The sequence below is a fragment of the Deltaproteobacteria bacterium genome (assembly GCA_026388415.1).
Classification (GTDB): Bacteria; Desulfobacterota; Syntrophia; order Syntrophales; family JACQWR01; genus JAPLJV01.
Window position 1 is genome coordinate 70,411 of sequence record JAPLJV010000012.1, and the last position, 19,861, is coordinate 90,271.

A 19,861-nucleotide genomic window follows, 5' to 3' on the forward strand; every position below is an offset into this window, starting at 1 on the left:
CTTGTCGAAGGGTGAGGGAGAGATAGTTCAAAAATGTTCAATAATTTCTTCAAAAACAAATCCGTTCTCGTCACTGGTCATACCGGCTTCAAGGGGTCCTGGCTGTCACTTTGGCTCTCTGAAATGGGTGCCAGGGTTACCGGCCTGGCCTTGCCGCCGAATACCGCACCATCCCATTTCGAGCTTATACACCTGCCAGACCTGATCACCCACACGGAAGGCGACATCAGAAATGGTGGGATAGTCAAAACGGTCTTCGAAAAAGCAAACCCGGAAATCGTCTTTCACCTTGCTGCCCAACCCCTGGTCCGGGATTCCTACGATGATCCCAAAACAACTTTCGATACCAATATCGGAGGCGCCGTCAATGTTCTGGAAGCCATCCGCAGTTGTCCTTCCGTAAAGGCAGTGGTTGTTGTTACCTCGGACAAGTGTTATGAAAATAAGGAGTGGGTCTGGGGGTATAGGGAAAATGACCCCATGGGTGGCCATGACCCCTACAGCGCCAGCAAAGGGGCGGCGGAAATCGTCTGTGCATCGTATTTTCAGTCCTTCTTCGCCAAGCAAGCCCTTGGCCCTCACATCGGCTTTGCCACCGCCCGTGCGGGCAACGTCATCGGCGGCGGCGACTGGGCGAAAGACCGCATCATCCCGGACTGCATCCGCGCCCTGTCCAATGGCGAACCAATTGGCGTTCGTAATCCGCATGCCACCCGTCCTTGGCAGCATGTCCTTGATCCCCTCTCCGGTTATCTCCTGCTGGCGCAGCGTCTTCTTGAAGACCCTGAACGTTTTTCCGGATCATGGAATTTTGGACCGATGGAAAATGGCCATATAAGGGTGAACGATCTGGTAAATAAATTCATCGCGGCTTGGGGAGATGGGAAAACATTTGCGCTCCAATCCGGGACAAACGCTCCGCATGAAGCACATCTGCTGAGGCTTTGTATTGACAAGGCAATGAATGAGTTGCAGTGGATGCCATTATTGGGCGGTGGTGATGCCATCGATTGGACGGTGGGCTGGTATCAAGCCTGGCATACGAGCAATAAGGATTTGCGAAGTTTATCTCTGCGTCAAATCAGAAGCTTCAACGAAATCGCCGCAAAGAAAGGTTCCTGAATGACACAAAATATCCCCGTCGTAATTCTGTGTGGTGGCATGGGTACGCGTCTCCGAGAAGAGACAGAGTACAAACCCAAGCCAATGGTCGAGATTGGTGGAAAGCCGATTATTTGGCATATCATGAAGATTTACGCACATTACGGTTTCAATGATTTTATTCTCTGCCTTGGCTATAAAGGAAGCATCTTAAAAGAATATTTTTTCAATTATGACCTGATGTGTAATGACTGTACTGTTCAATTAGGTCAGGAAAGCAGGATTGCCTTTCAGAATAACCATCCGGAGCAGAACTTTAAGATAACGTTGGTTGATACCGGCCTTCATACCATGACGGGAGGCCGAATAAAAAGAATAGAACAATACATAAATACGGACACATTCATGGTTACGTACGGTGATGGTCTCGCAGACATAAATCTGGAGAAATTAACAACTTTTCATCACTCACACAATAAAATAGCTACACTTACTGCAACGAGGCCACCATCGCGATTCGGTATTCTTGATTTGGGTGACAATGGGAAAGTAAACCGCTTTCGTGAAAAAGTAGGAACCGAATGGATCAATGGAGGGTTCTTTGTTTTTGATCGAAAAGTATTTGATTATCTAGAACAAGATTCTACGCTGGAACAAGCGCCCCTGGAAAAAATGGCGGATGGGGGGCAACTTATGGCGTATCGTCATGAAGGGTTTTGGATCGGAATGGACACCTATCGCGAATACGAGATGTTGAATCAGATGTGGGATTTGGAAAAGGCGCCGTGGAAAGTCTGGTAAATTTTCTCTCCTGCGCCAATGAAATCAAGGGATAATTCATGAAGGTATCCGATTATATTATTCACTATTTGCATGAACAAAAAGTCAGCCATATATTTGAGGTCATTGGCGGGATGACTACCCACCTCACTGATTCGGCCTGTAAACATGAAAGAATGAACCTGATAAGCTGTCATCACGAACAAGCGGCTGCATTTGCCGCTGACAGCATGGCACGGGTTACGGGCATTCCCGGCATAGCTATGGCGACGAGCGGACCGGGGGCAACAAATTTGCTAACCGGGATTGCCGCCTGTTACTTCGATTCTTCACCAGCTATCTTTATTACCGGACAGGTGAATTTAAACGAACAAAAGCAAGACCGCCCTATCAGACAACTGGGGTTTCAAGAGACGGATATAGTATCAATGGCGCAATCAGTTGTTAAGGCTGCCTGGCGAATTAGTTCAGCCGAAGAAGTGCCGATGGTATTAAAGCAAGCCTTTTTTACAGCACTTTCAGGAAGACCCGGGCCGGTTATCATTGATATACCAATGGATATCCAGCGAGCAGATCTCAATAATGATGATTTTACTAGTCAGCCCCTGTTGCTTGGGAGTGTAGACGAAACATTGGTGGAAGAGCTTCTTTACGATCTCAGTCAAGCCAGGCAGCCGCTGATATTAGCAGGAGGTGGCGTAAATTCGGCACAGGTACGAGATTTGTTTAGAATATTTGTTGAGGCAGTAAACATACCTGTGGTGAATTCGCTGCTGGCAGTAGATGTATTGCCCTGTAATCATCCGCTACGGGTAGGAATGATTGGGACGTACGGTAATCGCTGGGCTAATCTTGCCATTGGAGAATCCGACCTATTATTGGTGTTGGGCAGCCGTCTTGATATCAGGCAAACAGGTGATGATACCAATGCCTTTAAAGGGCGCCGCAAAATTTATCATGTGGATTGCGAAAAAGGCGAGATGAACAACAGAGTAACGGGCTGCAAAGAAATATTGGCCCATTTACGACCTTTTTTGATATCGGCAATGAAAAAAATGCCCAAACAACAATCAAAGGATTACTCACGGTGGGTATTAAAAATAAATCAGTTGAAAAAAAAATGGGCAGATACGGCTGAGTTAAACAATTGTAAAGGCATTAATCCAAACAAGTTTATGCATCAACTATCTGATAAATCTAATTTATCTTCCGCATTTATTGTTGATGTCGGTCAAAATCAGATGTGGGCAGCACAATCATTGGACTTAAATGCTGACCAACGCTTTTTAACCTCTGGAGGGATGGCTCCCATTGGTTACGCGTTACCGGCAGCAATTGGAGCATGTATTGCCTATGACAAAAGGCCGGTCATTATGATATCAGGCGATGGTGGTTTTCAGCTCAATATTCAGGAGCTGCAAACTATCGCCAGCAACAATTTACCCGTTAAAATGGTTATATTGGATAACAAGTGTTACGGCATGGTCCGTCAATTTCAAGAAAGTTATTTTGAATGCCGGTATCAATCCACGTTCTGGGGATATGCGGCACCTGACTTTACCAAAATTGCCAAGGCCTATGGGATTCAATCACTCACTGTACAGAATGACGCAGAAATCGAATTTGCCTTGAAAAAAATGTGGGGTGATCCCCGAGCACCTTTCCTCATTAATGTGTTATTGGACATGAATACAAATGTTTATCCAAAAATCGCCTTTGGTTTTCCAATGACTGAAATGGAACCTTTTGCAAAACCGGTAAGCTTTGAAAAAAAATAAATTATCAAACCCCTTAGAGTTAGATTTAGATCATATTCTTCACCATACGAAAGAATTATGGGAGGAATTGCGGGGAAAGCAAATTTTCATTACTGGCGGCACAGGCTTTATTGGCTGTTGGCTTTTGGAGAGTTTTGCCTGGGCGAATGCTCATCTTGATCTTAATGCCTCCGCTCTGGTTCTTACCAGGGATTTCAATGCGTTCCAAAAGAAAGCGCCGCACCTTGCAACAAACCAGGCCATCACTTTTCGTATTGGCAATGTAAGGAATTTCACGTTCCCCGAAGGCGAATTTTCTCACGTCATTCATGCCGCCACATCAGCCAGTGCTCAACTCAGTAATGAAGACCCGCTGCTGATGTTTGATACCATTATCGAGGGAACAAGGCGTACCCTTGATTTTGCTGTACACTGCAATGCCCAAAAGTTACTCCTGACCAGTTCCGGGGCCGTTTATGGTAAACAACCATCGGATATGACCCATGTTTCAGAAGATTATTGCGGCGCACCCGATCCTACCAATCCAAATTCTGCCTATGGTGAGGGTAAGCGGGCAGCAGAACTCCTCTGTTCGCTCTATTCAAAAAAGTACGGCATCGAAACGAAGATTGCCCGCTGTTTTGCCTTTGTCGGCGCTTATCTGCCTTTGGATATCCATTACGCCATCGGAAACTTCATCCGGGATGGATTAAATGGCGGCCCCATCCAGGTCAACGGCGATGGGACGCCTTATCGCTCCTATCTTTATGCCGCTGATTTAGCCATTTGGCTTTGGACTATTTTATTTACTGGTAAGACATGCCGGGCGTATAATGTTGGATCGGAAGAAGATATGACCATCGCAGAGGTAGCAAATACGGTGGCACAGTGCTTTGAGAAACCGGTAGCGGTAAAAATTGACAAGATACCCGACTCACATAAACCAGCAGAACGATATGTGCCATTGACAAAACGGGTACAGGACGAGTGTGGTATCCACCTAGTCACGGATATTCGAGAGGGTATCAGAAGAACATTAATAAATCCAATGGACTTAAAAAGGGGAAGTACCTTAATGAATCGCAACATTCTCAAAGCTATGCCAGAGGAAACACTACGTTGTTTTTTTAATAACCGCTCCGTTCTCATAACTGGTTCGAATGGATTTGTAGCCAGTTATCTGGTCCCCCGTTTAATGAAGTTCGGTGCATTTGTGCATGGGATAGATGTTAAAGAATCTCAAAAATTGACAGATTGTGATTACCGATGTGCCAACCTGATGAACTTTGACTCGATTGCTAGTTATATTAATGAGTGTAGACCCTCTATCGTTTTTCATCTAGCGTCTCAATCATCGGTAGGGCTTTCTTGGAAAGAAGAATACGAAACTATTGATACCAATGTAAAATCTACCTATAATCTTTTTAAAGTACTGGAGCTGCTTTCCACACCCATAAGGCTTCTCTTAATATCCAGCGGCGAAGTGTATGGCGATATCGGAGGCAGAAAAGCTGTTGAAAGCGATAAGCTCAGCCCAATGAATCCATATGCCGTATCCAAAGCAATGATGGAGATGGTTGCCCATAGATTTCGCACTACAAACATACAATACGTAATAGCCCGCCCCTTTAATCATACCGGGCCGGGGCGGCCTGCTACTTTTTTTGACGCCGATATGGCTAAGCAATTTGCGGTAGCAAGAAATGAACGCCGGAACGTAGTTGATCTTAAGGTTGGGAATATTGAAAACATTCGCGACTTTTCTGACGTCAGGGATATAGTGGAAGAATACATTTTGCTTGCCTGCCAAGGAGAATCAGGAGAGGTTTATAATGTTTGTAGCGGCATAGAAACCAGACTTAAAGATATTATTCTTATTCTGGAGAAGATATCGGGAATTAAAGCGTGCATTACGATAGATGAGAATAGATTTAGAAAGAATGACTTGGCGTATTTAGTTGGATCAACGAATCTCGAATTTGAAGGAAGGCCTTTAGAACAGACTATGCGTGATCTATTTATGAGCTTTTTGACATGAAAGAGGTAACTCTTCTGCTAATGGGTGGCAATACCAGGGAGAAAAAAGCCTTTATGAAAAATCGTTGGTTCATACTTGCCCATTGCTTTAATATGGATGGAAGAGCCGCAAGCCATACAATCACGGACAAGATACCCTATTTTATCGAGAAAGGCATTGATCTCGTCGTCCTCAGCGCCCCCACGGGAACCAAGGACAGGCGTTTTCCCCATTATCAGATCATTTCACCGGCCCCTTCGGGAATCTGGTTTGAGATGAGGTACATCATCAAGAATAAGTTCAAAAATCAAACGGTTCAAAGAATATTAAAAGCCATTTTTACAGCCCTCTGCCTTCCCTTCTACGTTGCTGAAAAGGTATTTTTTCAATTTGACAGTCAGTGGTCGTGGTTTCTCAGTGCGTCCATGAAGGGCAGCCTGATTATTAAGAAGCACCGCCCCAACCTGCTGTATTCAAGTGCTGGCCCGCCAAGCACCCATTTGACCGCCTATATCCTGAATAAAATCTACGGCATTCCCTGGATGGCGGAACTGTATGATCCCTTGATAATCGATGATCCGGAACAAAGATGGCATAAATACTACTTTAATCGCTTAGTTGAGCGGGTTGTCTGCCATAACGCCTCCATCGTTGTGTACTTTACAAACCGGGCTCTGGAAAACGCCAATAAACGTCATCCTATCCGCAACCGGGGCATCGTCGTGCGACCCGGCGCCAATCCACCAGACTTTCACGGCGTACCGTACCACAAGACCGATAAAATCCATTTCGGTCATTTTGGATCACTGGATAAAACCCGAAATTTAGCCGTCTTGATTCAGGCTCTGTATGAATTAATCAAGCAATACCCCGAGCTGAGAAACCTTATAACCTTAGATGTCTTCGGCTGTGAATTGGATGTCGAATCCCGCCGGGCGCTTCGTGAATATCCATTGTCAGACGCCTTGGTAGAGCATGGCCGACTGGAATATGATCCGGCAACAGGTAAGACGGGTAGACAACGAGTTATGGAAGCTATGAAACAGACCGATGTACTCGTTGTAATCCATGGTGGGGAAGGAAGCGTCTGCCAGGAATATATCCCCTCGAAGCTCTATGAGTATTTGCTAACCGCACGTCCCATACTGGGGCTTGTGGAAGTTGGCACCGAGTTGGAAGATTTTTTACTTGCCAATGGCCACGTATCCGTCGCCAAGGATGACGTATCAACGGTGGAAGGGGCCGTTAAAACCTTTATTGATACCTGGAACAGCGGCGGCCTGGAGGACAATCAGACAAAATCTCCCTTTACGGTTGAAGCAACGGCCAATGCCCTGATGGAGGCCGTGTCTGATATTTCTCCGGCTACAGGAAGCCATGCCCATGAATCATAGGGCCGGCTCATTTATTCCCAACGGCAGCGGTGAGATAGAGACGTGATTAAGAACAAGACTCGTAACATCGTGCTGTTTTGTAAATCATATTCCAAGGATATGCTGCGTGCGCGGCGCATGGCGGAAAGCATCGAGCGCTTCAATGCTGACAACATCCCTCTCTACGTCTGTGTCCCATCAACCGACCTGAACAACTTTCAACAATGCTTCGGAGATATTCCCGCTTATTTTCTTACGGACGAGCAGATATTGAGCAAGACCTGCAACATTTACGGCCCGTTGCCGAAAGATTTCTCCACCGACTTGTTTCAGCAGTTGATTAAGCTCGAATTCTGGCGGATGGGTTTGTGCGAAAACTATCTCTGGATTGATTCTGATTCATACTTTATCAAAACCTTCCACAGAGAAAATTTTTTTCATGATGAGAGCACCCCTTATACGGTGCAACATCTGGCGCAAGACTTATTGGGCTTTGCCGCAAGAACAAAAAATAAAAAAATAACCCGTGATTTCGAGAATATGGCTATAAAATTCCAGAAACTGTTTCACCGGTCCGGCCCGCTTTATGATTTCGGCTGCTCGCCGCTCCTCTGGTCTTGCAAGGTATTACAAAGCTTAGAGGAAGATTATTTGAAGCCGAGCCAAACAACCATTTTTGCTTTACTGCAGGAATACCCCTGCGAAATGCAACTCTATGGAGAATATCTGCTTTTCAGTAAAAAAATACCCATCGTCCCGATAGATCCTCTTTTCAAGGTTTATCATTATGCCAAACAGTTCTTTGAAGCCCAGATGCAGGGTGAATCAGAGTTTTCGTTAGCCAAGCAATATCTGGGTGTTGTAATGCAATCGTACTGGGCAAAACTCCCGGAACAGAAAAAACCGCCGCTCGTAAGGTTAAAAAGATTCTTCGGCAAAATGGGCGAACAAATCGAAAGAGGGATCAGGGATATAAAGGTGTAAGTACCATGACTGACTCTGTAAATTTGGCCTTTCCGGCCCGACTGCTCTTTTTATTTCTTCGCGTCATCCCGACGGGGCTGCGAAGATATCTCTTCTGCCGCCTCGCTCTCGCTTACTATCAAATAGACCTCAGGCGACGCCTGATTACCCTGCACAACCTCAGCAATGCCTTCCCGGACAAGAGCATGGACGAAGTTCAGCGGCTCGCCAAGGGTGCTTACCGGAACATCGCTATCGTGGCCGCCGAATTTGCCGACCTGCCCTTCTGGACAAAAGAAAATATTAGTAATATCATGGATGTAGATGGGCTGGACCACTGCGAAGCAGCTCTCCGGAAAAACCGGGGTCTGCTCCTGTTCGGCGCCCACTTTGGCAACTGGGAACTTGGCGTCATCGCCACGTCGCTTTTATTGAAGCCCCTCGTCTTGATTTACCGTCCCCTTGATAACAGCGTTCTTGAAAATCTCGTAACCTGGATACGGCAATCTACGGGAAACAGATCGGTGGCCAAGAATTCAGCCATGTGGCCCATGGTCCGTGTTTTGCGGCAAAACGGCATTGTCGGCCTCCTTATTGATCAGAACGTGTCACATTATGAAGGGGTCTTCGTAAATTATTTCGGATTCCCGACCTGTACGACGAATGGCTTGGCCCATCTGGCGCTTCTCACGGGTGCTCCGGTAGTGCCGACCTTCATGGTGCGGAAAAATGATAATCATTACCACTTCGTCTTTGGTCCCGAAGTGGAAATCATCCGGACAGACGACAGAGAAAACGATATTGTCGAAAATACCGCTACCTTTACGGCAATTATCGAAGAGATGGTCCGGCAATACCCCGATCAATGGCTCTGGCTGCACGAGAGATGGAAGGAAAAAAAGGAACCTAGGTGAAAATAGCGGTCCTGGTAAAAAGATTTATTCTCTCCGGAGGAGCGGAGCGCTACGCGGTCGAAGTTACCCGTCGCCTCAAGGCAAGGGGGCACGAAATCCATATCTATGCGAGATCGGTGGATGAGTCGGCATTAGCGGGCATGCAGCACATTAAAGTGCCGAACAAACACACCTATGCGAGCGTGGCAAACTCTCTCTCCTTTGCCAGGGAAGCGGCTCAATTGCTCGCAGGAAAACAGTATGACATCATCCACTCCCATGAACGCGGCTACCGGCAGGATGTTCTTACCGTCCACACCTTTTCCTATAAATCGGGACTGGACCGATACTCCTGGATACGGCGGATGGATCAGAAGTACTTGAGCCCGCGGAGCTGGATCTATCTGTGGCTCGAAAAGAGGCAGATGACTTCGCCCCGACTTGTTGCCGTTTCCCCTCTTATTCGTGAGGATATCAAAAACTATTATCAGCGCACCAAAGGGGTGCAGGTCATACCGCCGGGCGTGGATGTCGACTGGTTTCATCCCGACCGGATTGCCGAATGTCGCGCAAGGAATAACGCGCAGCCAGGCACCGTGTCCAACGATCTGACGGTGCTTTTTGTCGGCTCGGAATTCCGCCGCAAGGGGCTCGACCATCTGATTCCGGCGATCGGCGACAAGATGCGATTGCTGATCGTAGGCCGCGGCGAACACCTGGAACAGTATCGCAAGCTTGCGGCCAGCTGCGGGGCAAGTAAACGGGTTGAATTTGTCGGCCATGTGGATGGGGACATGAGGAAGTATTATGCTTTGGCCGACGTGGTGGTCTTGCCATCGCTCAGAGAGGCCTTTGGCATGAGCATCCTTGAGGCTATGGCCTGCGGTCTGCCGGTCGTAGTAAGTCCCGCTGCCGGAGTTGCCTACCTCATTGAAGAAGGCAGGACGGGTTTTCTTGCCGGCGAAGCCGGCGCGTTGCATGGTGCTTTACTTCGCTTGCAGGATGGCACGTTGCGGAAAGATATGGGAAGGTTGGCGCGACTCGTTGCCGAGGAATACTCCTGGGACCGGGCCGCCGCCGCCTATGATGAAGTTTTTTCTGATGTCCTGAATACCAGGAAGGCAGCAAGCAAGAGAACTGTGGCACGCTAACCACCGGCAATATCGCTTAATGGAGCAAGCAGGGCGCTCCGAAACGCAGCACGAGAGCAGCAAGCGGCATAAGCAAGCGCCGCCAGCCGAAAACGGTCCCGGTCCGATTCCGACAATGACGCCACTCCTGCCATACATTTTTTTAATTCCGCAACCCTGCCCGAAGAAAAAAGCCACCCCAGGTTATGGTCACGAACACGCTGCGCGACGAGCCCTTCGTCTGACGCAATGACCATTTTTCCCGCCGCGGCAGCAAGAGAAAGCACTCCGCTGGAACCAAAGTGTTTCCGATAGGTCAGTAACACAGCATCACTGGCGCAGAAGCACAAGCTTTCCTCAGCAACAGAAACATAGCGATTCAGAATCTTTGCTGCTCCCTGTTTTTCCAATGTTAACAATTTATCCGATAATCCTCGCGCCGGGGAAACTTTTCCGGCGCATAAAAGGAATAATCGTGAATCAAGGGGCCTGTCCAGCATGGCTTGCACCGTCAGATGCAAACCCTTCCTCCGGTCCCCAACTCCGTAGTTAAGCAGCACAAGCCTGTCTGTCGGGATACCTAAAGCATTCCGCGCCTCTTTTTGGCTCAGAGAAAAATCCCCGTCCCAGGGATCGGGAAGAACATGAAATACCGGACCGGCATATTTTTCTTTTGCTACCACACATAAATATTCATCCAGAAAGAAAATGTTCTTAAACCACCGATCCGCACAGAGCCTTGCAAAACCGGCAGCCTTGATTATATTCCCGGGTGGCCATTGTGCGCTGGCCAGAAAACGGGGGCGAAGATACACCCCGGAGATGCGTCCCCGCAGAAGAGCAGGCGGCAGTATTCCCACTGCTGCCTTCCTCAGGCACAAAGAGGCAATGTGATCAAGGTTGTTCACAAAAACCTCCCGGGCGCCACTTTTCTTGAGACAATAAGCCATGGCCGTTATCGTGCTCCCGCCATGAAATTGACCGGCCTCAGAAAAAACGGAAATAAGGGAAACGTTGTTGATGATCGAGGACAGATTATCGTGAATCAACTTCACTGCTTCCGGGCGCATGTCCACCGCCAGGGTCAATCGGAATCCGGCGGCGAGCAAGTCTTCCGCGACATAGCGCAGCCAACTCACATGGTGGCCTTCCATGCCGGGCTCGAAGAGCATGATATGCGACTGAACTGATGCAGCCGGCAAGTTGCTACTCATAATGCCCCTTTTTCAATACCTGGATATTGAGCTTTCCTGGATAGCTCGCTCAATTTTGCGTACTTGAAATACTTGTTGACGGCATCCGCCATTGCCAGAGTAAAGCCCTGCCGGCCATCGAGGAAGCCAAGGCGAATAAGATAGCCATGAAAAAACACGAGTGCCGCCCGCACGGCAGCACCCCAGACCGAAGATCTTCGCCCCGCAGCAAAGGCCTCCTGGGCGCCAAGCGTCGAGTACCGATCGATTTTTCGGAGAAGTTCGCTGAGATTGCTTTCCGTATTGTGTTCAATAGGCACTGTCAGGGCAACGACACCGTTATCAACCGCAACGGCTTCATGGACCGAGACCGCGGTCATACGGCCCTGATCTTTGCGGAAGAGGCGGATGACCCGGTCCGGCCACCAGCCGGCGTGCCTGATCCATCTACCCTGAAAATAATTTTTCCTCGGGAAACTGTAGCTGACGGACGGCTCCGGTCGGCAAACGATTCCTATTATAACCGCTGCCGTTTCAGGCGGTATCCGCTCATCGGCATCCAGGATCAGCACCCATTCGTTGCGGCACTGGTCTACTGCCATTTGCTTTTGGGGACCGAAGCCGCGCCAATCTTCGCTGAATATATCACACCCAAAGGCGGCGGCGATCGCCACGGTATCATCCTGGCTCCCCGAGTCCACGACGACGATCTGGTCGGCAAAGGCCACGCTCTGCAGGCAGTTCGGCAATTTTCCCGCCGCATTCATGGTTATAATGGCCACCGAAAGGGGCACCGAGGAATTCATTTCGCTCTTTTTCCCATCAGATAATTGCTGTCCGGTTGTTTAGCCACAGCGTTTTTCTCTTAGCACTTCATCGAACGTTTTACCAGGTAGTGATCTGGTGTAAGATTGCCGCCGCTGCCGTTTTGTGGCCCTCATATCCCCAGTGAGTGTCGTTGGGCAGATAAACATCTACCCCACCGGCATCGATCCTTTCCTGCAACCATTTTTCTAACGGCGCCCAGCGGACTTCTCTCTTCCCCGGCAAACGCTTTAATAGACTACGGTACGGATATTCAAGGTTGTCTATATATTTATTGTACACTGTTGTTTTGTCAGGAGCAATCATCGTCACCATCTTTGTCCGGCCATTAGATTCAATTGCCTCCTGCAGATCTGCGAGCCGCTGTTCCACCTTGCCCCATTCCTCGGTCGAAATCCCGTCTTTCCACCGATCACCGTAATAAATAAGTATTTCATCAGAGCGACGGCAGGAAAAAAGGTTATGTCTTTTGAGATGGTACCGGAATACCTTGTATGAGCCATACAATCTTTTTACGTTCATTTTGATATAATGTATTGGTTCATCCATGCGCAGAGCAATTTTGGTTTGCCGTGAAAAAGGCTCAGGCGCCTGGTGCATTGGCCTTATGGGAATCCTATCGGAGAAGGCAGAGAGTTCTTTTATTCCTGCAGGTTTAGCAAAATGCAGTAAACAGGATTGGATGCCATTTTCAACCGCCTCAATGATAAACAACCGGGGGGGATATTGCCTGAATTGTGGCGCTCGGAGCAGTTCGTTGATGTCCACGTCATCCTGGTGGAATGTCAGAAGCGACAAGCCAGCGGCGTTAACAAAATAATTTTGCCACCCGTACTCGCTATTCATAGAAAACGAATCACCCACCACAACAACATCGTAATACCGGTCATACTTCGCTAAGGAGTTGGCTCTCGTAAAAAGCGGTTGCTTGAATTTTTCTTGCGGCAGATTCCAACCGAAATCGTTCTCCGCAAAGCCCCCGATCCGCGTAAGATCACCTGCATAGGGTTGCAGGGAAAAAGCAAGAAAGGTTAACAGCGCCCCAGCCAGCAGATAGATCGATAGGAATATACGAAGAAACAATGCCATGTTATCCTGTTCAAAATTGAAAATAGAGAAACTCGCTCACTGAAGACATGTTGGCCAAAGCGGCCAGGAAAAGAGTCGTCACAAAAAGAGCCCATGGTACGGACGGTGTCCACTTCGGCATCCAAGAATCAATTTTAATAGTATCATTTCCCATATAATCTCGCAACAGTTCCTGGCTGTTGGGGCTAAACAAGGTTAAGCAGAACACGAGCAGCAGGTGCGCCATCGGCGTTCTACTGAAGCTGCCGTGAAAAGAAATCGGCCAGGTGGTAAGGGTAAAGATACCACTCCATTCAGCAGGCAGCACTATTCCATCCAGGGCAAACAGAGTTTTATAAATGGTCCCCGCTACGGCCATGTTTTCGGCCCGGAAAAGTACCCATCCCAGGGTAACGTAAAAAAAGGTAAGGGACCAAGCCAACGTACATGAAAGACGCGTTTTTTTCTCACGCCCCGGGTTATGGGAACGTAATTTCCACCACCCATGGGCGGCAACAAGTCCCACTCCATGCCAGGCACCCCACCACAGAAAATTCCAACCGGCGCCATGCCATATTCCTCCGATAAGCATGGTAATAAGGAGATTAACCGTCATTCTCAAGTACCCGAGGTGGCTGCCTCCAAGAGGGATATAGAGGTAATCGCGCAGGAAGCGGGAGAGGGTGATATGCCAGCGATGCCAGAATTCAACCATATTCGTCGCTTTGTACGGGGAATGAAAATTTAACGGCAGACGGATGCCAAACATCCGGCTCAGACCGATAGCCATGTCCGAATAACCGGAAAAGTCGTAATAAATCTGAAACGTATAGGATAAAACCCCAACCCAGCAATTGTAGATATTGACGATTCCGCCCTGTGCCAGAGTAGTAAAAACCGGGTTGGCATAAGACCCAAAAAGGTCGGCGATAATGACCTTCTTGCAGAGGCCAAAAACAAACAGGGTTATCCCGACAGCAATATCTTCCTGAACAAGCAACTCCAGTTTTGCAGCCAGTTGAGGCATCATTTCCCGGTGACGAACGATCGGACCAGCAAACAGCTTCGGGAAAAAGGTTATGAACAAACAATAGTCAGTGAACCTGCATCTTTCCACCGGCATTCTATAGGTATCAATGAGAAAGGCAATTTGTTGAAAAGTGTAGAACGATATCCCTACCGGCAGGGCAAGGACAACGGGGTTAAGGTTTAAACCGGTGATGCTAACTACGCTGTCCAGGATAAAATACGAATACTTGAAATATCCAAGCAGCAGCACATTGAACAGAATACCGGCAGTCAGGAAAACTTTTCCATTTTTTTCTTTTCCCAAGAAAAAAGCCGTCCACCAGTTTATCAAAATAGAGATCACAAGCAGTAGTAAATATTCCGTCTTCCCGTATCCATAGAAAAACAGGGAAGCCGCCAGCAACCAGAGGAGGCTTAAGCACCAATACCCCATATTTTTTAAGGCATGGAATAAAACCAGCGACAGGGGAAGAAACAAGAAAAGAAATAGATAACTGTTAAAAAACATAATAATAACGCTCGGCGATGAGAAGTCGGAATGTGCTGGTTAGTCAAGCGACTATATGAAAGCCTCGCTTGTATGTCAATGACATATTGGGAACCGGATAGTGTTTTCAAACTTATTGAATAAATTACCCCATCGTGTTATGGAAGCGAATGTAAGCGAGGAAACATATGGCGATCAGTTTAGGACACATGTTGGAAGAAAGCTGTCGGCAATGGCCGGGGCACCTGGCGCTCCTTCAGGAGGAAGGCAGCCTTACCTATACTGACCTGGACCGGGCCGTTAATTCCCTCGGAAACAGGATGCGGGATGCGGGGCTGCAAAAAGGCGACAAGGTTGCCTTGATGCTGCCCAACGGCATCGAATTTGTCGTTTCCTATTTCGCCATCCAGAAAATCGGCGCCGTGGCGGTGACACTGAATGTCCTCTCCACGGCCTACGAACTCCGGCATCTGCTCGGCAACAGCGAGGCCCGGGGCCTGATCACGACCACCCTGAATGCTCAAAAATTGGCCGAGATAAGAAACGATCTCCCGCTTTGCACCTTCCTGCTCCTCCATGATGAACAAAATCCCGCTTCCTCGCCCTTCCGGAGCGCCATGGCAGCAGGCCCTTTCACGCTGGAGATGCCGGAGATAAAAGGCGCTGATCCGGCCGTGATGATCTACACCGCCGGTCTGACCGGCCATCCGGTCGGGGCCGTGCTGACGCAAAATAACCTGCTGGGACAGTCCTTTCTGCTGAAGACTATCTGCGGCACTACCGATCAGGACCGCGGTCTGGCCGTCATTCCCCTGTTCCATTCCTTCGGCGCCGTGGTCAATATGCTCTGCGTCATCCGGGTGGGCGCCAGCGTCGTCCTGATGGACAGCTTTTCCTTAGACGGTATTTTCAGCGCTATCGAAAGGAAAAAAATCACCTTTATCGCCGCCGTACCGCGTCTCTTTATCGGCATGGTCATGCAGCCCGAGGACAAGGAATCCGATCTTAGTTCCTTAAAACTTTGCATCAGTGGCGGGGCGGCCATGCCGGTGGAATTTTTCCCGCGCTTTGAAGCCCGCTTCGGCTTCAAGATCATGGAAGGTTACGGCCTTACCGAAGCCTCGCCGGTCTGCGCTTTCACGAGGCCGGCCGGGGTGCATAAACCGGGCTCCGTGGGCCCGGTGGTGCCCGACGTGGAGGCCAGGGTGGTTGATGATGCCGGGCGGGATTTGCCGACGGGAGCGGTCGGAGAACTCCTCATCCGCGGCAGCAATGTCATGCAGGGATACTACCATGCGGAAACGGCCACGGCCGAGGTGATCCGTGACGGCTGGCTTTATACGGGCGATCTGGCCCGGATGGATGAGGACGGCTACATTTTTTTAACGGGCTTGAAAAAGCGGATGATCATTACGAGCGGCTTCAATGTCTATCCCCGGGAGGTGGAAATTGTTCTCAATCTGCACCCCGCGGTCCAGGCGTCCTTAGCCGTGGGGAAGCCTAATCTCCTCAGAGGGGAGGTGGTCAAGGCCCTGATCGTAAAACATCCGGATATGGACGTGGATGGTAAAGAACTGGTCCGGCATTGCCGGCAGTATCTGACTTCCTACAAGGTGCCGCGGGATATTGAATTCGTGGAAAGTCTCGCTTAATGAACAATAACTTATAAATGACAGGCAATCTGTCGGAAAGGGATGGGAAAATATGAAAGATGTGGTCATAGTAAGCGGCGCCAGGACGGCGGTCGGTAATTTCGGTGGAGCCCTGAAGGGCGTGAGGGTAGTGGACATGGGCGCCCTGGTTATCAAAGAGGCGATTAAGAGGGCGGGATTGCGCCCGGCGGTCAATGATTTTATCAAATCCTGCCGCCCCAAAGGTCTGGGCGAGTTTGACATGACTGAAATCAACCGGAAGTTTTACGATTACGACGCCTCGCTGACGCCGACTTATTTTGACGAGTGCCTTATGGGCAACGTCATCTCGGCCGGGTTAGGCCAGAATCCCGGCCGACAGGCATGCCTCTACGCCGGGTTACCCGAGGAAACCAACGCCATCACCATCAATAAGGTGTGCGCCTCCGGTATGAAGGCCATCACGCTGGCCGCGCAGATTATCAAGGCCGGCGATGCCGATATCATCGTCGCGGGAGGCATGGAAAATATGTCGAACGCCCCCTATGCCCTGCCCGAGGCGCGCTGGGGATACCGCATGAATATGCCCTTTGGTCAGATCGTGGATCTGATGGTGAACGATGGCCTCTTTGAAATATTCAATAACTACCACATGGGCTTTACGGCCGAGAATATCGCCGCGAAGTACGGCATCACGCGCAAGGAGCAGGATGAAATATCGCTTTTGAGCCATCAGCGGGCCCGGGCCGCCATCAAAAACGGAACGGTCGCCGACGAAATCGTACCGTTCGTCATCCCCCAGAAAAAAGGCGACCCCACGGTCTTTGCCGTGGATGAGCGGCCAATGGACACGAGCATGGAGAAGATGGGAAAAATTCCCCCGGCCTTTAAAAAGGACGGTGGCACGGTAACGGCGGGCAACGCCTCCGGCATCAACGACGGCGCGGCCGCAGTAGTAGTCATGAGCGCCGACCGGGCTAAAGAATTGGGCCTGAAACCCTTGGCCAAAATCAAAGGTTATGCCTCCGGCGGCGTGGACCCCGCCTATATGGGGCTGGGGCCTATTCCGGCCACGCGCAAAGTGCTTGGCAAGCTGGGCCTGAGCGTAAAGGATATGGATATTGTGGAATTGAACGAAGCCTTCGCCTGTCAGGCGATTGCCTGTATCCGGGAGCTGGAAATAGACATTGATAAATGCAACTTGAACGGCAGCGGCATCTCCATCGGCCACCCCGTGGGCGCCTCGGGCGCGAGGATTACCTACAGCCTGGCCATGCAACTGCAGAAGCAGAATAAAAATCTTGGTCTGGCTACCCTCTGCATCGGCGGCGGGCAAGGCATGGCCATAGTACTGGAGAGGATGTAACTAAAAAGTTCCCTCCCCCTTGCTTAAAGCACCCACTTTTGGCGACGGGGGAGGGTTAGGGTGGGGGTGTAAAGCCATATAATCCCAATTTGTTATCCCCCCCCTCCCCTTAATCCCCTCCCGCCAGGGGAGGGGAACATTAATTTTCCAAGGATTCGATAATTTTTCATCTGAAAGGAGAACAAATGTCATACGATAATTTACTATTGACCGTAGAAGAGAGTATCGCCACCATCACCTTCAACAGACCCAAGGCCATGAATGCCATGAATTCGGATACCATGCTGGAACTGCGGGACGCTGTTACGGCCTGCAAAAATGATGCTGCCGTCAAGGTCCTGATCTTGACCGGGGCAGGTGAAAAAGCCTTTGTAGCCGGCGCCGATATTTCGCAAATGCAGAATTTGCGGCCCGCTGAGGCCCTGGCCTTCATGGAACTGGGCAATGAAACCCTGCGCCTGATCGAGACCATGCCCAAACCAGCCATCGCGGCGGTCAACGGCTTTGCCCTGGGCGGCGGCTGCGAAATTGCCATGGCCTGCGACATCCGCATTGCCTCGGAAAACGCCCTGTTCGGACAGCCGGAAGTATCTATCGGCCTTATCCCCGGTTGGGGCGGCACACAGCGCCTGCCCCGTCTGATCGGCATGGGCCGGGCCAAGGAAATGATCATGAGCGCAGCGCCGATAGACGCCAAGCGAGCCTATGAGATCGGACTAGTAAACAAGGTAGTGCCCCTCGATCAGCTCCTGGCGGAAGCCAGAAAATTTGCCTTGAAGCTGACGACTCTGCCCGGTTTCTCCCTCAAGATGATCAAGCACGCGGTCAATTTCGGTTATGACCTGGCCCTGGATAACGCCATCCGGCTGGAGGTGGAATGCTGCGCCCAGTGCTTCAGCACCGATGATCAGAAGGAAGGGATGAAGGCCTTCCTGGAAAAGAGAAAACCAGTTTATACGGGACGTTAGGGCAACAATGATTGTAGGGGCGATGCATGCGTCGCCCCTACGGGAGGAAACTTATGCCGCAAGAACTTATAGATTCGCTGGTCGTAAAAAACGACACCAAAATCGTCTTTCTCATCATGGATGGTCTCGGCGGCCTGCCCATGCCCGGCCGGGACCAGACGGAACTGGAGGCGGCCCGTACGCCTAATATGGACACACTGGCCAGGAAGTCCATTTGCGGCCTTCTCGATCCCGTGGGATACGGGATCACACCGGGCAGCGGCCCGGCCCATTTCGCCCTGTTCGGCTACGACCCCGTCACGACTAATGTGGGGCGCGGCCTGCTTTCGGCCACGGGCGTTGATTTCCCCATGACTCCGCGAGATATTTTCATGCGCGTCAACTTTGCCACCATTGATAAAAAAGGGCTGCTCCTGGACCGGCGCGCCGGTCGCATCGCCACGGAAGAAAGTGAGCGCCTGTGCCGGAAGCTTCAGGAACGAATCCGCTTGTCTTCCCCGGAAGCAGCAGGGGTAGAGGTCTTCTTCCGCACGGAAAAGGAATACCGGGGCATAATCGCCCTCCGGGGTGATAATCTCCGGGAGGAAATCGCCGAGACGGACCCGCAGCAAACCGGTGTAGCGTCTCATCCCCCTCTCGCCCTGATACCGGAGGCCGCCAAAACATCGGTCATCCTGACGGAATTGATCGCAAAGGTAAAGGAAGTCCTGGCCGATGAACCAAAGGCCAACATGATCCTGCTGCGCGGTTATGGGAAGTACCAGCAATTCCCGAGTATCGGCAGCCGGTTCGGCATCAACCCCCTGGCCATCGCCAATTATCCCATGTACCGCGGCATTGCGCGTCTACTGGGAATGGAAGTTAATCCGCTGACTTATACCATTGCCGAAGAATTTGCGGCGCTGGAGCAGAATTTCCAGCAGTTCGACTTCTTTTTCATGCACATCAAGCCCACCGATTCCAATGGCGAAGACGGCAATTTCGACGGGAAGGTGAAGGTTATTGAAGAGGTGGATGCGCTGCTGCCGCGCCTGACAGCCCTCAAACCCGACGTCCTCGTGGTGACGGGCGACCACTCCACGCCGGCGGCTCTGAAATCCCACAGCTGGCACCCCGTGCCGGCGATCCTGGCCTCTCCGACCTGCCGGCCGGACCGGGTAGAGCGTTTCGGCGAGCGGGACTGCATCCAGGGAGGCCTGGGCCGGATGCCGATGATGCATCTCATGTCGCTGGCCCTGGCCCACGCCCAGCGGCTGACCAAATTTGGAGCGTAACCAACG

Annotated in this window: 16 protein-coding genes; 12 read left to right on the forward strand and 4 right to left on the reverse strand. The window is 50.3% G+C overall.

Going from position 1 to position 19,861, the window contains the following annotated elements; all coding sequences use genetic code 11:
- The first annotated feature begins 33 nt into the window (after positions 1 to 33).
- From rfbG to NT140_03210, 8 genes are read left to right on the forward strand one after another with little or no spacing between them, the layout of a single operon-like run.
- Entirely contained in the window at positions 34 to 1,122 is a 1,089-nt protein-coding gene (gene rfbG / locus NT140_03175) for a CDP-glucose 4,6-dehydratase (GenBank protein ID MCX5830884.1), read from the forward strand.
- A gap of 12 nt (positions 1,123 to 1,134) precedes the next feature.
- Entirely contained in the window at positions 1,135 to 1,902 is a 768-nt protein-coding gene (gene rfbF, locus NT140_03180) for a glucose-1-phosphate cytidylyltransferase (protein MCX5830885.1), read from the forward strand.
- 38 nt (positions 1,903 to 1,940) lie between these two features.
- Positions 1,941 to 3,659 carry a thiamine pyrophosphate-binding protein gene (locus tag NT140_03185; GenBank protein MCX5830886.1) on the forward strand — a complete coding sequence of 573 codons (1,719 nt, stop codon included), beginning with the start codon at positions 1,941 to 1,943 and terminating at the stop codon, positions 3,657 to 3,659.
- Positions 3,646 to 5,676 carry an NAD-dependent epimerase/dehydratase family protein gene (locus tag NT140_03190; GenBank protein MCX5830887.1) on the forward strand — a complete coding sequence of 677 codons (2,031 nt, stop codon included), beginning with the start codon at positions 3,646 to 3,648 and terminating at the stop codon, positions 5,674 to 5,676. Before NT140_03185 ends, NT140_03190 begins: the two co-directional genes overlap by 14 nt.
- Positions 5,677 to 5,729: 53 nt before the next feature.
- The gene (locus NT140_03195; GenBank protein MCX5830888.1) at positions 5,730 to 7,049 is read left to right on the forward strand and encodes a hypothetical protein; all 1,320 of its coding nucleotides are present in this window, start codon (positions 5,730 to 5,732) and stop codon (positions 7,047 to 7,049) included.
- Positions 7,050 to 7,091: 42 nt separating this feature from the next.
- Positions 7,092 to 8,012 (forward strand): DUF6492 family protein, encoded by a 921-nt coding sequence (locus NT140_03200; GenBank protein MCX5830889.1) that lies wholly within the window; start codon positions 7,092 to 7,094, stop codon positions 8,010 to 8,012.
- Positions 8,013 to 8,017: 5 nt separating this feature from the next.
- The gene (locus NT140_03205) at positions 8,018 to 8,905 is read left to right on the forward strand and encodes a lysophospholipid acyltransferase family protein (GenBank protein ID MCX5830890.1); all 888 of its coding nucleotides are present in this window, start codon (positions 8,018 to 8,020) and stop codon (positions 8,903 to 8,905) included.
- Complete coding sequence (locus NT140_03210; GenBank protein ID MCX5830891.1) at positions 8,902 to 10,035, forward strand: glycosyltransferase family 4 protein; 1,134 nt, start codon at positions 8,902 to 8,904, stop codon at positions 10,033 to 10,035. Before NT140_03205 ends, NT140_03210 begins: the two co-directional genes overlap by 4 nt.
- On the opposite strand, the gene NT140_03215 is transcribed toward NT140_03210, so the two are convergent.
- The 4 genes from NT140_03215 to NT140_03230 all read right to left on the reverse strand — a co-directional run bounded on the left by NT140_03215 (position 10,032) and on the right by NT140_03230 (position 14,637).
- A complete protein-coding gene (locus NT140_03215) occupies positions 10,032 to 11,228 on the reverse strand; it encodes a glycosyltransferase (protein ID MCX5830892.1) in 1,197 nt (398 codons plus the stop codon). The two genes, NT140_03210 and NT140_03215, sit on opposite strands and share 4 nt — an antisense overlap.
- Positions 11,225 to 12,013: a glycosyltransferase family 2 protein gene (locus tag NT140_03220; protein ID MCX5830893.1), complete on the reverse strand. Its 789-nt coding sequence runs from the start codon at positions 12,011 to 12,013 to the stop codon at positions 11,225 to 11,227. Before NT140_03220 ends, NT140_03215 begins: the two co-directional genes overlap by 4 nt.
- A gap of 79 nt (positions 12,014 to 12,092) precedes the next feature.
- On the reverse strand, positions 12,093 to 13,121 hold the full coding sequence (locus NT140_03225) for a hypothetical protein (GenBank protein MCX5830894.1): 1,029 nt from the start codon (positions 13,119 to 13,121) through the stop codon (positions 12,093 to 12,095).
- Between the two features lie 10 nt (positions 13,122 to 13,131).
- Positions 13,132 to 14,637 carry an MBOAT family protein gene (locus NT140_03230; GenBank protein MCX5830895.1) on the reverse strand — a complete coding sequence of 502 codons (1,506 nt, stop codon included), beginning with the start codon at positions 14,635 to 14,637 and terminating at the stop codon, positions 13,132 to 13,134.
- 167 nt (positions 14,638 to 14,804) lie between these two features.
- Here NT140_03230 and NT140_03235 point away from each other — a divergent pair, with 167 nt between their 5' ends.
- The 4 genes from NT140_03235 to NT140_03250 all read left to right on the forward strand — a co-directional run bounded on the left by NT140_03235 (position 14,805) and on the right by NT140_03250 (position 19,855).
- Positions 14,805 to 16,268, forward strand: coding sequence for an AMP-binding protein (locus NT140_03235; GenBank protein MCX5830896.1), 1,464 nt, complete (start codon positions 14,805 to 14,807; stop codon positions 16,266 to 16,268).
- A 52-nt stretch (positions 16,269 to 16,320) separates the two neighbouring features.
- The gene (locus NT140_03240) at positions 16,321 to 17,613 is read left to right on the forward strand and encodes an acetyl-CoA C-acetyltransferase (GenBank protein ID MCX5830897.1); all 1,293 of its coding nucleotides are present in this window, start codon (positions 16,321 to 16,323) and stop codon (positions 17,611 to 17,613) included.
- Between the two features lie 185 nt (positions 17,614 to 17,798).
- Entirely contained in the window at positions 17,799 to 18,581 is a 783-nt protein-coding gene (locus NT140_03245) for an enoyl-CoA hydratase-related protein (protein MCX5830898.1), read from the forward strand.
- A gap of 53 nt (positions 18,582 to 18,634) precedes the next feature.
- Positions 18,635 to 19,855 carry a 2,3-bisphosphoglycerate-independent phosphoglycerate mutase gene (locus tag NT140_03250; protein ID MCX5830899.1) on the forward strand — a complete coding sequence of 407 codons (1,221 nt, stop codon included), beginning with the start codon at positions 18,635 to 18,637 and terminating at the stop codon, positions 19,853 to 19,855.
- The last annotated feature ends 6 nt before the right edge of the window (positions 19,856 to 19,861 follow it).